Consider the following 12,665-nt stretch of genomic DNA (forward strand, 5'->3'; position numbering starts at 1 on the left):
TGTAACATATTTGCTAACGGAATGCCACAAGACAACTGATTTTTCAGCAGGCTTGTCCCTATATAGAACATAGTAATTTTTCCCATTAAGCGCGGAATGACATAAAAACGAGAACTGCAAGCAAGAGGAAGCCAATATAGGAAGAAATCGTAAAATAAACTAGCTTAAACTTTCTTCCTCCTATAAACCAGAGTAAACAATTTATCGTTAAAATAATATATAAGAATATTATTTTTTCTGGAAAAAAATGAAGAACAGCTTTAACGCTAAACAACAGAACGATAAACGCTGCTACTGTAACAGGGATATCATTTCCCAGCCCTTTTACTTGATAATAGAAAATGCCCGCTGCAGTTATTATCAGAAAAATTAGTGAAATAGCCATTTGCAAAATGAAAGACAATTCAGTAAAATATAAGAAACCTACTGTTATCGGAATAAACAATAAAAAGATTGCACTGGAGATAATATGCTTTTGCTTTGGCAATTCTTCTTCCTTCATTCTATTGCCTTCTGTGTAAAGGGTAAGCAAATAATCGCAATAATGCTCCGGAAGCATTTTATTTTTTTTCCAATAAAGTATTTCTTGGATAATCACTGTTTTCCTATTATCCTTCATGGGCAGCACATCCTTCATGTATTTACGGTTAAAAAAAAAGAAACAGCCACTTCTATTGTAAGAAGTAAACTATTTCTTGGCAATGATAACTTTGATATATCAGTTCATGCTTTATTCTAAGAAATCTTTTAGTCTTTTGCTGCGGCTCGGATGTCTAAGCTTTCTTAGTGCTTTTGCTTCGATTTGGCGAATACGCTCACGCGTTACACCAAATACTTTGCCGACTTCTTCAAGTGTTCTTGTACGTCCGTCATCTAAACCGAAACGAAGTCTTAAAACATTTTCTTCACGGTCTGTCAAAGTATCCAGAACATCTTCAAGCTGCTCTTTTAGAAGCTCATAAGCTGCATGTTCAGAAGGAGATGTTGCATCCTGATCTTCAATGAAATCACCTAAATGGGAATCATCTTCTTCCCCAATCGGCGTTTCCAAGGAAACAGGCTCTTGCGCAATCTTTAAGATTTCTCTTACTTTATCCGGAGTCAGATCCATGTCTTCTCCAATTTCTTCAGGAGTCGGTTCGCGGCCTAAATCCTGCAGTAACTGACGCTGAACGCGAATCAATTTATTGATTGTTTCAACCATATGAACAGGAATACGGATTGTGCGGGCTTGGTCCGCAATTGCTCTCGTAATAGCCTGGCGAATCCACCATGTCGCATACGTACTGAATTTAAATCCTTTTTCATAGTCGAATTTCTCAACCGCTTTAATAAGACCCATATTTCCTTCCTGAATTAAATCAAGGAACATCATTCCACGGCCAACATAACGTTTTGCAATGGAGACTACAAGTCTTAAGTTCGCTTCAGCAAGACGGCGTTTTGCCTCTTCGTCGCCTTCCATAATGCGCTTTGCCAATACAATCTCTTCTTTAGCGGAAAGCAGGTCCACACGACCAATTTCCTTTAAGTACATACGTACAGGGTCATTTATTTTAACGCCAGGAGGCACACTTAAATCATTAAGATCGAACTCTTCCTCGCCTTTTGCAAGCTCTTGAACATTCGGTGGCTCATCCTCGCCATCTCCTACAAGCTCTATACCTTGATCTCCTAATACCTCATAGAACTCATCCATTTGATGGGAGTCTAATTCAAAACTGGCTAGTTTTTCTGCAATATCATCATATGCAAGTACCCCAGTTTTCTTTCCAACTTCTGTTAATTGTTCCTTTACCTGATCAAGGGTCAATTCCGTTTCAACCTCTTTTGAACGGGCTGACTTTTCAGCCATATGTCCCCCTCCTTCCAAAAAATCAAGACAATCAAATTTATTTTAATGATTTTACTAACAACATGACTTCCATTCCTATTTCTGCTGCCTTTAGAAAATCATTTTGTCGCTCTGCTTCTTTTTGCAATGCTTTTTTTTCATTAATCTCAAGCATTTTTTCATAATTCAACAGCTGTTTTAAATAATCGGCAAGCTCTTGGTCATTTACTTCTTCATTGACTTCCATCATGTCAATGTCAGCTACAATCCGCTGCAGCTCACCGTCACGAATAAAGTTTAGAAAGGCGCTCGAATCTGAGCTTTGTCCTGTTTCATAAAAAGCCAGCAAGTATGTGAAGATTGCCTGATGTTCATCAATATTAAACGTCCGGTCCTGCAATGCTTCCCGCACCTTTAACGCGACATCTTCATTTTTGAGCATATGTGCTATCAGCCTTCTTTCGGCAGTATGATATGCCGGCAGCAAATTGTTAGATCTTTTTTTAACACTATATTGCTTAACTGGTGCATTAATGCTTTTATTTGGCTTATTTATTATACGCCTGCCGGCCAGCTCTTCCTCCTGCATTTTTAATGCTTCAAGAGAAATCGCAAACTCAGAAGACAGCTGTCTTAAATAGAGATCTTTTTCAACTGCATTTTCAAGCTGAGCAATTTCTCCCAATACTTGTTCTATATAGGCGAGCTTATCTCCTTCATTTTGCAGATTTTTTCCTCTGCGGTGATACACGAGCTTAAAGCTCATGAAAGGAACACTCGCCTGCATGATTTCATGCTGCAGTTTTTCTTCCCCGTATTTGTTAAGATAATCATCCGGATCCAGACCATCTGGAAGCATGACGACCTTAACAGTACATTTGGCGGCAACAAGCATTTTTCCTGCCCGATAAGCCGCTTCAATCCCTGCAGAGTCTGAATCATAACAGATCGTTATCGTCCGGGAGTTCCGCTTCAAAATAGCGATATGCTCTTCTGTAAGGGATGTTCCCATTGTCCCGACACTGTTTTCCACACCTGCACGGCTTGCAGCAATGACATCGGCAAATCCTTCGAACAGGACAGCATGCTGTGTTTTCCGCATGCCAGGCCTTGCCAAATGAAAATTATAAAGGGTGCTGCTTTTATTAAAAATTGGTGTTTCCGGACTGTTTAAGTATTTAGGAGTTGAATCCCCTAATGTACGCCCGGAAAATGCAATAGTATTGCCATTACGGTCAAAGATGGGAAACATGATTCGATCGCGGAAACGGTCAAAATATCTATCCCCTTTTTCACTTTTAATGATCAAACCTGCTTTTACCAGTAAAGAAACATCATATTTCTTTAAATACTTCACTGCGAAATCCCATTGATTCGGCGCATAGCCTATTTGGAATTTCTCAATTACTTCTTTAGTGAAGCCTCTGTTAAGCAAATACTGTAAAGCATGCTCACCATCCGTTGTGTTTAGAAGCAAATGATGGTAAAATTTAGCTAGTAAATCATGCGCATCCATCATTTGCTGCAAATCTTTGGAAATGACAGGCTTATCACCTGACTCTTGCAATTCCACACCTAAGTCGACATTAGCTCTTTCCGCCAAATGGAATGCGGCTTCCTGGAAGGAATAACCGTGTATATCCATCAGGAAAGTAAAGACATTTCCACCCGCATGACAGCCGAAGCAATGAAATATCTGCTTTTCGGGTGATACGGAAAATGACGGGGTTTTTTCGCCATGAAATGGACACAACCCTAAATAATTGCGTCCTTGCTTTGTTAAAGCTACATGCTCCCCAATGACGTCAACTATGTCAATTGCCTGTTTGACCTCGTTTACCTTTTCATCAGGAATGCGCTCAACCATTTTTAACACATCTCCCTACTACTAACTTTCCTATAAATAAGACATTCGACACAATCAGCTCATTCTCCTGCAACTTTCGACAAAACGATTGCCAAACTTTTTTTGAACTTTTGCCGATCCTTTTCTTCGAATGGCCTTGGTCCTTTACCGTATATACCTCTTCTTCTTGCCTTTGCAGAAAGATAACGCATATCCAGCGCTGTGGCAATATCCTTTTCCTCGAGGATAATCCCTCTTGGGGTTAAGACTTGCACAGCTTTTGGCAGCAAGGTTGCCGCCAGTCCGATATCCTGTGTTACCACAACATCATTTGCCTTCACGGCATTCATAATAAACATATCTACTGCTTCCTTGCTACTGTCAACATATTTCCAGTTTGTTCCGTCTTGATGCAGTTTCATGTGAGCATAGGAAGCGATAAAAATTACCTCTATAGATTTGCTTGTAGCCATTTCGACAATTTCTTCTTTCACAGGACAAGAATCAGCGTCAACATATATGATGCAATTATCCATTGTACTAATAATTCTACATCACTCCACATATTCCTTCTTTCACGAATACTTTTTCGTTGAAAGAGATGTTGTCGAAAATTATTTTTTTCTTCCACTTGACTTCTCACAGTAAATAGTTTATTCGTTATGAGCCAAGTCTAAACCTATTTACAATACTTTTTTATCACAATTTTCTATTATAGTACATAAATTAGGTAAATACCATAAGTTTTCCGAAAAAAACAACAACAATTTCTCCTGCTCAAATAAAAATTTTCCGTAAAATAAATGATCCTGCCAATAAACGCCAACAGGATCCTTCTTTGCTTTGTTTTAGAATATCAAAACTGCGTGTTTTTGGCACGATAATATAAGTTGAAAATAATATTGGCCGTTTCTTCGACTGCTTTGTTCGTCACATCGATTACCGGACATTTAATTTGGTCCACAATGCTTTCAAAGTATTCTAGTTCCTGTTCGATCCGCTCAATTTGCGCATAGCTCGCACTGTCACTTAGACCTAAAGAGATCAGCCTTTCCTTGCGGATATTATTCAGTTTTTTCGGGCTGATTTTTAGACCAAAGCATTTATGTGCTGGCACTTCAAATAATTCCTTCGGAGGATCCACTTCAGGCACGATTGGCACATTGGCTACTTTCACCCGCTTATGGGCTAAAAATTGGGACAAAGGCGTCTTGGAGGTTCTTGATACACCAAGCAAAATAATATCTGCTTTTTCCAAGCCTCGCGGATCTCTGCCATCATCATATTTGACTGCAAATTCAATCGCTTCTACTTTTTTAAAGTAGTCTTCATCAAGCTTTCTGACAAGACCTGGCTCAAACAACGGAGTTTTGCCCCAGAGCATCTGAAACTGATCGATAATAGGCCCGATAATGTCAGCAGCGTATACACCTTCTTCAACTGCCAGCTCTTGCATATATTTGCGCATTTCTGGCTTTACAAGCGTATAAGCAATCATGCCGTGCTCTTGGCGCGCCTGGCGAATTACATCGCGTATATTGGACTTGTCTTCGACAAATGGAAACCTCTTAATGGAAACATTCACATTATGGCCGGAAAACTGGCTGATTGCTGCTTTCGTCACAAGCTCTGCTGTCTCTCCGACAGAATCAGAAACTACATAAATGATTTGCCTTTCCGTCATGATTCACCCTCCTCTTAAATTTGTTCATTGGATAAGTCTACAAGTGCTTTTGTTATATTTGTTTTCGTTACTCTGCCAATTACCTTTAGGCCATCAAGCTCTTCCTTCACAACTGGCAAAGAATCTATTTCCCGTTCTATCAGTTTTTTACCAACATCCACAAGCTTATCATCCAAATAACAGTAAGTGATATTTGGCATTCTCGTCATGATGATGGTAACAGGCAATGACGACAATTCCTGTTTTCCGATGCTTGCCCGAAGCATGTCCTTCCTCGAAACCACACCAGCAAGCATTTCGTTTGCATCGACGATAAAAATAGTGCCTACATCCATCGTAAACATTGTAACGATTGCATCATAAACAGATGTTGTATCACTTGCTACAACAGGACTGGAATAATAATCCTTAACTAGCAGATTATTAATGTTTTCTGTCTGCTCTGACGTCTTGCCAGTATAAAAATAACCGACGCGAGGCCTTGCATCAAGAAAACCTGCCATCGTTAGAATAGCGAGATCAGGGCGTAATGTGGCTCTTGTCAAATGTAAGGATTCTGCAATTTGCTCTCCAGTTATAGGTCCATTCTCTTTCACAATTTCCACAATTTGCTGTTGGCGTCTATTCAGTTTTATCGTTCATTCACCACCTTTGAAATAAAGCTTTAGAAAGCAATTTAAAAATAAAGCAGGTGGAGAAACCTCCACCACAGCTGCTTTATTTTTGCTTATTTAACCAAAATTTCCGAAACATATGCAAATCTTGTAATCATATCAGCAAGCTCTGACATTTGGTTTAATCTGTTTTCTTTCAAAGCTGGATTATCTGTCATTACCATCGTATTGTCGAAGTACAATGCAATCGTTCCTTCAAGAGAAGTTAGAAGTTGGAAATATGCTTCCTCATCTGTATTGTCTGTCAGTTTTTCTTTTACTGATTGCACAGCACTGTAAAGATTGCGTTCCTCTTCATTTTCGAACAGAGATGGATTTACCTGTCCTTTACTTTCCGCTTTTTTAGATATATTTATAACACGCGCTAATGCTTCTATTCCGTTTTTAAAGCCAGCATCGTTTTTATGACTGTTTAACACATTAGCTTTTCTCAGCAGGCTTGCAGGGCTTCCTAATTGATCAAAAAGAACAGCATCAATTAAATCATAGCGGATGCCTTCTTCCTGAAGGATATGCTTAATGCGCGCCTTAAAGAAGTCCATGATATTCTTTTGCAGCTCTTGCTCTGGCGTTTTTGCAATATCCTTAACATTATTCATTGCCAATTCGACAAGCTCTTCCACTGTCAAATTCCAATCTTTATCCATTAAAGTTTGCACGACTCCTGTAGCCTGTCTTCGCAATGCATACGGATCTTGTGATCCAGTTGGAATCATACCAATTGCAAAGAAGGAAACAATAGTATCAAGTTTTTCAGCAATCGCTAGTGCTGCTCCTTCATTGCTTGAAGCTGTATTATCGTCTGCGTGACGAGGCATATAATGCTCATTAATTGCCTTAGCCACAGCAGGAGCTTCTCCTTTTTGACTTGCATATTTTTCTCCCATTAGTCCTTGAAGCTCAGGGAACTCATAGACCATATTTGTTACAAGGTCAAATTTTGAAATCTGCGCAGCACGATCCGCATTTGTCTTTTCTTCAGCAGAAAAGGACAGCTTTTCAGCAATTTTGTTTGTTAGGCCTTGAACTCTTGCCACCTTCTCTGAAAGTGTGCCGATTTCTTCATGATAAACAATTGATTGAAGCTTCGTTAACAGCTTTTCAATATCCTGCTTCTGATCTTCCTTATAGAAGAAGGCAGCATCTGCAAGACGCGCTCTCAGCACTTTTTCATTCCCTTTTGCCACTTTGTCCAAATGATTATGATCTCCATTGCGGACAGTAATAAAGAAAGGCAGCAGCTTATCATCTTTTGACTTAACCGGGAAATAGCGCTGATGCTCCTTCATGCTTGTAATTAATACTTCAGTCGGAAGCTCTAGGAATGATTCTTCAAACTTTCCGTACAAAGCAGTCGGATATTCTACTAGATTATTTACTTCCTCCAGCAAATCTGCATCAATAGGAATAACCCAATCATTTTCTTCTTCAATTTTTTTAATTTGTGAAAGGATAGCCGCTTTTCTCTCTTCTGGGTTTACGATGACAAATTGGCCAAGCAGTGCTTCTTTATATTCTTTCGGAGCTGCAAAGCTGATTTCTTCACCAAGGAAGCGATGACCAGTTGATTTGCGGTCTGCCTCCACACCAGTGATGGAGAACGGAATTACTTCGTTGCCAAATAATGCAGCAATCCACTTAATCGGACGAATATAGCGAAGATCATTATTTGCCCAACGCATATTTTTAGGGAATGACAAGCTTAAGATAATGTCCTTTAATGCAGGCAGCAAATCAACAGTTGCTTGCCCTTTTATAAATTTCTTCACATGGACATATTCAACACCGTTGATTTCTTTGAAATAGATATCCTCAACAGAAGCATTTTGCCCTCTTGTAAAGCCTATCGCCGCTTTTGACCATTCCCCTTTTTCATCAAGGGCAATCTTCTTAGCTGGTCCTTTTGCTTCTTCCTCGATATCTTTTTGTGCTTCGTCAAGCTCACTTACAAGAACAGCAAGACGTCTTGGCGTAGAAAATGCTTCAACAGTGGAATATTGCAATTGCTTTTCATTCAGCCATGCTTCCACCTTCTCTTTTAAGCTGTTCATGCTGCTTGTTACAAAGCGGGCAGGCATTTCCTCTAAACCTATCTCTAGCAATAAATCTTTTTGACTCATACTAATCAAACCTCCTTGCCTTTTAAAATAGGGAATCCTAATTTCTCACGCTCTTCATAGAATGTTTTGGCCACTTTACGTGCTAAAGTTCGGCATCTTCCAATATAGCCGGTACGCTCTGTTACAGAAATCGCACCTCTAGCATCAAGCAAGTTAAATACGTGGGAACATTTTAAAACATAATCGTATGCTGGATGAACTAAGCCTTCATCCATTTGGCGATGTGCTTCTTTCTCGTAGACACTAAACAGGTTAAACAGCATATCTACATCTGAAGTTTCAAAAGTGTATTTGCTGTGCTCAAATTCAGGCTGATAGAAAATATCTCTGATAGTAAAGCCGTCTGTCCACTCTAAATCAAACACATTTTCTTTATCTTGGATATAAGAAGCCAATCTTTCAATACCGTATGTTATTTCAACAGAAACTGGCTTACACTCTAAACCGCCAACTTGCTGGAAGTAAGTGAACTGAGTAATCTCCATGCCGTCAAGCCATACTTCCCAGCCTAAACCAGCACAGCCTAATGACGGGTTCTCCCAGTTATCCTCAACGAAGCGGATATCATGCTCTAAAGGATTGATGCCAAGTGCTTTAAGCGAATCCAAGTAAAGTTCTTGAATATTATCAGGTGATGGCTTCATAATCACCTGGAATTGATGATGCTGATACAGACGGTTCGGGTTTTCCCCATAACGTCCATCTGCCGGTCTTCTGGACGGTTCTACATAAGCCACATTCCAAGGCTCAGGACCGATTGCTCTTAAGAAAGTGTAAGGGCTCATTGTTCCAGCCCCTTTTTCTACATCATATGCCTGCATTAAAATACAACCATAATCTGACCAATGCTTTTGCAATGTTAAAATCATGTTTTGAATATTCATGTCAGCTTCAGCCTCCAAAAAATTTATTTTTCTTGTCAATTGATAGAAGTCAAAAGAATTTATGTAATCATTTTTTTGCCTAAAGACAACAAAAAAACTCCCGCCCCTATGCCAATTATTGACATAGGGACGAGAGTTTACCCGCGGTTCCACCCTATTTGCTGCAGACTTGTGCAGCCACCTTCATGTAAATGTCGCTCCATGAACGCCTTCCTTAAAGCTCTTGCACCTAGCTTTCACTATCCTAGGCTCGCTGGATCAAGAGGAGTTTAAGTACTACTTTCTTTTCAACGCAACTGTTTATTTACAAAAAATATTATCTAAAAAAATTTCAATTGTCAACCTTCATCTTCATTTAAATCCTATATACTACTCACTTCGTGAAGTCACTGCCAAAGCTTTTAATCGACTGCAGAAATTTTTTTGATTTTAAATACAAACCTGAGTATTCATCATAATAGGCTGAAATAATCGTATTAAGCTCTTCTTTCGTTGCGTCTTTGACTGAAATATTACCAAGCCTTGCTAAGTCAAAATAATAAAAGACTCGCAGCAGCTTTACAGCAGCCTGGGACATTTTGTAGTGATATGGATCATGTTCGAGACAGCGATGACATAATAGGCCGCCCTCTCTTATGGAAAAGGCAAACTGACCGTCTGTTGCACCACAATTTGTGCATTTATCAAGAACTGGATATAGTCCTAGTACGTTCAGCATCTTCATTTCATAAATATTAGACAAAATCTGGGCATCATAGCCTTCATTCATATAATTTAATGTTTGCTGCAATAACTCAAAATGAAATGGATTAGGCTTCTTATCTTCTGTACAGCGGTCTGTCAGCTCAACAACATAACTTGCATAAGCTGTCAGCATGATATCTTCTTTAATGGCACGAAAACTCGTAATCATTTCCCCTTGCTGCACAAGCCCGAGACCACTTGAACGCTGCACCAAGTAGTAAGCATATGTAAAAGGCTGGGTAACAGCAGAGAGCCTGCTGTTCGTCTTCTTTGCACCTCTTGCCATTACACCAACCTTACCCCATTCACGGGTATATAATGTTGTAATCTTATTTGTCTCTCCATAATCTGTCGTTCTAATGACGATGCCTTCACATTTTTCAAGCATCACCCTCACCATCCCTATCTATGGGACAGGACTATGAGATAGGAAAATCAATATCGGCTAGTTCCTCTTCTTGTGCATTCGGTATCTCATGGTTAGCCTTTTCTAACTCCTTAAAAAGTAGATACGTATCTATGCTACCTGTTTGCGAAAAAACCTTCCAGGTAAAGTCTAACATGATAAACCCCCACCTTTTTTGATTTAATCTAGCTTAATCATTGCCTTAACCTTATCATAGCCTGTCTTTATAAAAACATGAGACGAAAATTTTGCTAATTTTATTTCTGTATATTCTATTTACGCTTTAAATTAATACTCGTCTTCTCTAAAGCCAAAGTCTCTTAATTGGGACATCTTGTTTCTCCAGTCCTTTTGCACTTTAACCCAAAGCTCGAGGAACACTTTATTTCCAAGCAGATTTTCGATATCTGTTCTTGCTCTTTTTCCAATTTCCTTCAGCATGCCGCCTTGCTTGCCGATAATGATTCCTTTTTGTGAATCCCTTTCAACAACAATTGTCGCCATTACATGCACAACATCATTTTGTTTTCTTTCCATTTTTTCAATAACTACCGCTAAAGAATGAGGGATTTCCTCTCTCGTTAAGTGCAGAGCCTTTTCCCTGATTAATTCTGAAACGATGAAACGTTCTGGATGGTCTGTTACTTGATCTGCCGGATAGAACTGTGGACCTTCTGGCATATATTTTTTAATTTGGGTTAGCAATGTTTCCACATTGTTACCTTCTAAAGCAGAAATAGGAATTATTTCTTTAAACGGGTATTTTTCCTTGTATGAGTCAATCACCGTCAGCAGTTTATCTGGGTGAATGGTATCAATCTTATTGACCACTAAGAAAATAGGCGTTTTGATATTCTCAAATTTCTCCAGAATGAATTCTTCCCCTTTTCCGAATCCTTCCTCTGCATTAACCATAAACAAGATAAGATCTACTTCTTTTAAGGTGTTTTGTGCAACCTTCATCATAAAATCGCCAAGTCTATGTTTCGGCTTATGAATTCCTGGTGTATCAATAAAGATCAGCTGAGAGTCATCTGTCGTCAGCACACCTTGCACTTTATTTCTAGTTGTTTGCGGCTTATCGCTCATAATAGCGATTTTCTGGCCGATTACACGGTTCAAAAAGGTTGATTTTCCGACGTTTGGCCGTCCGATAATAGAGATAAATCCTGATTTATGTTCCTTGTTGCTGTTATTATTTAAGTCCATTTAATGCCTCCGATAAAATTGCTCTTTAAGCAGCATTTTCGCCGCTGTAAATTTTTTTGAATGTCTGCTGATTCCTGTTTGATTGCCGGTGATGCTCTAAGGCCGAAAGACAACCGCCCATGCGCTTATTCAACTATGTTTAGTACTACAAGGAAGTAGTTAGCGCATCTGCTTCATATATTCGCCTCTTTTTGTTTTTTTACTCCAAAAGACTTTGGCTGTTCCCTATTTTATAAAAAGAAAAGAACGTTTTCAAATAAGCAGATGTAATTTCTGTATTTGCACACATATGTATATCCTTTTATAGCCCTATTAAAATTATATACTATCTTCTCTGCTGATGAAAGCTTATTAGCCAGCAAGCCTGCTAGGTAATTCTATTCAACAACCAAAAAAAGAGCAAGGGAGTTTTAAATCCCAATGCTCATGAGTTGCATTATTTCCGGTACAAAAACGAACATTCCGATTATAAGGGCAATGATGGCTGCAAACAATACTGCACCTGCTGCAATATCCTTTGCTTGTTTTGCCAATGGATGATATTTCTCTGTTACAAGATCTACAACACGCTCAAGGGCAGTGTTCATCAATTCCATACAGATGACCAGCCCTATTGCAATAGAAAGGAACATCCAGTTTTGTACAGAAATATGAAAAACAAATCCCAACAATATGACAAGCGCTGTAAAACATAAATGTATCCGTAAATTTCTTTCTTTCTTCACAGCCGATATAATGCCAATGAACGCAAGGCGAAAGGAAGATAGCTGACTGTTCTTCTGAATCCTTTTATCTTTGGAGTCCGAATTCATCTAAAATTTCCTTTTGAAGAGTAAACATTACTTCTTCATCCTCTTTTGTAAGATGATCATATCCTAACAGGTGGAGAAAACCGTGAACAGCTAGAAAACCTAGCTCGCGTGAATAAGTATGACCATATTCCTCTGCTTGCTCCTTTGTCCTGTCGACAGATATGATAATATCGCCGAGCACCCGTGGCATATCCATTCCTACAAGCTCTATTTCCCCTTCTCCAAGCTCTTCCATTGCAAAGGAAATAACATCTGTCGCCTGGTCTTTATTGCGGTATTCTTTATTGATTTCCTGGATGCGGTCATTATCGACAAATGTAACCGAAAGCTCAATATTTCCCGACAAGTTTTGTTTTTGCGCCGCAAACATCAACAATTTCTCTACTAATTCTTGGTCTGCTGCTGCCACCTTTGTAGTTTCATCAATAAAATCTATTTCTAAATTCATATTC

The 12,665-nt window shown here is 39.1% G+C and carries 13 protein-coding genes; all 13 read right to left on the reverse strand.

Features of this window, described 5'->3' with window-relative positions; all coding sequences use genetic code 11:
- Window positions 1-85: 85 nt before the first annotated feature.
- Window positions 86-619, reverse strand: a complete 534-nt coding sequence (locus tag MKX82_RS13660; RefSeq protein ID WP_233313127.1) for a hypothetical protein — start codon at window positions 617-619, stop codon at window positions 86-88.
- Between the two features lie 111 nt (window positions 620-730).
- Entirely contained in the window at window positions 731-1,855 is a 1,125-nt protein-coding gene (rpoD, locus tag MKX82_RS13665) for an RNA polymerase sigma factor RpoD (protein ID WP_127737424.1), read from the reverse strand.
- Window positions 1,856-1,892: 37 nt separating this feature from the next.
- Window positions 1,893-3,701 (reverse strand): DNA primase, encoded by a 1,809-nt coding sequence (dnaG, locus tag MKX82_RS13670; RefSeq protein ID WP_341077825.1) that lies wholly within the window; start codon window positions 3,699-3,701, stop codon window positions 1,893-1,895.
- 59 nt (window positions 3,702-3,760) lie between these two features.
- Entirely contained in the window at window positions 3,761-4,216 is a 456-nt protein-coding gene (locus MKX82_RS13675) for a YaiI/YqxD family protein (protein WP_233313125.1), read from the reverse strand.
- Between the two features lie 320 nt (window positions 4,217-4,536).
- Complete coding sequence (locus MKX82_RS13680) at window positions 4,537-5,364, reverse strand: pyruvate, water dikinase regulatory protein (protein ID WP_233313124.1); 828 nt, start codon at window positions 5,362-5,364, stop codon at window positions 4,537-4,539.
- A gap of 14 nt (window positions 5,365-5,378) precedes the next feature.
- Entirely contained in the window at window positions 5,379-5,999 is a 621-nt protein-coding gene (locus MKX82_RS13685) for a helix-turn-helix transcriptional regulator (protein ID WP_233314704.1), read from the reverse strand.
- Window positions 6,000-6,091: 92 nt separating this feature from the next.
- Window positions 6,092-8,158, reverse strand: coding sequence for a glycine--tRNA ligase subunit beta (gene glyS, locus MKX82_RS13690; RefSeq protein ID WP_341077828.1), 2,067 nt, complete (start codon window positions 8,156-8,158; stop codon window positions 6,092-6,094).
- 5 nt (window positions 8,159-8,163) lie between these two features.
- Window positions 8,164-9,042, reverse strand: coding sequence for a glycine--tRNA ligase subunit alpha (gene glyQ, locus MKX82_RS13695; RefSeq protein WP_233313122.1), 879 nt, complete (start codon window positions 9,040-9,042; stop codon window positions 8,164-8,166).
- Window positions 9,043-9,415: 373 nt separating this feature from the next.
- Entirely contained in the window at window positions 9,416-10,174 is a 759-nt protein-coding gene (gene recO, locus MKX82_RS13700; RefSeq protein ID WP_233314703.1) for a DNA repair protein RecO, read from the reverse strand.
- 31 nt (window positions 10,175-10,205) lie between these two features.
- A complete protein-coding gene (locus MKX82_RS13705) occupies window positions 10,206-10,349 on the reverse strand; it encodes a YqzL family protein (protein ID WP_233313121.1) in 144 nt (47 codons plus the stop codon).
- 131 nt (window positions 10,350-10,480) lie between these two features.
- Entirely contained in the window at window positions 10,481-11,401 is a 921-nt protein-coding gene (gene era / locus MKX82_RS13710) for a GTPase Era (RefSeq protein ID WP_237941717.1), read from the reverse strand.
- A 410-nt stretch (window positions 11,402-11,811) separates the two neighbouring features.
- Window positions 11,812-12,213 carry a diacylglycerol kinase family protein gene (locus MKX82_RS13715; protein ID WP_233313119.1) on the reverse strand — a complete coding sequence of 134 codons (402 nt, stop codon included), beginning with the start codon at window positions 12,211-12,213 and terminating at the stop codon, window positions 11,812-11,814.
- Window positions 12,191-12,661: an rRNA maturation RNase YbeY gene (gene ybeY, locus MKX82_RS13720; protein WP_233313118.1), complete on the reverse strand. Its 471-nt coding sequence runs from the start codon at window positions 12,659-12,661 to the stop codon at window positions 12,191-12,193. The genes MKX82_RS13715 and ybeY overlap by 23 nt, the downstream gene beginning before the upstream one ends.
- Window positions 12,662-12,665: the final 4 nt, after the last annotated feature.

The sequence above is a fragment of the Niallia sp. FSL R7-0271 genome, assembly GCF_038005785.1.
Lineage (GTDB): Bacteria > Bacillota > Bacilli > Bacillales > Cytobacillaceae > Niallia.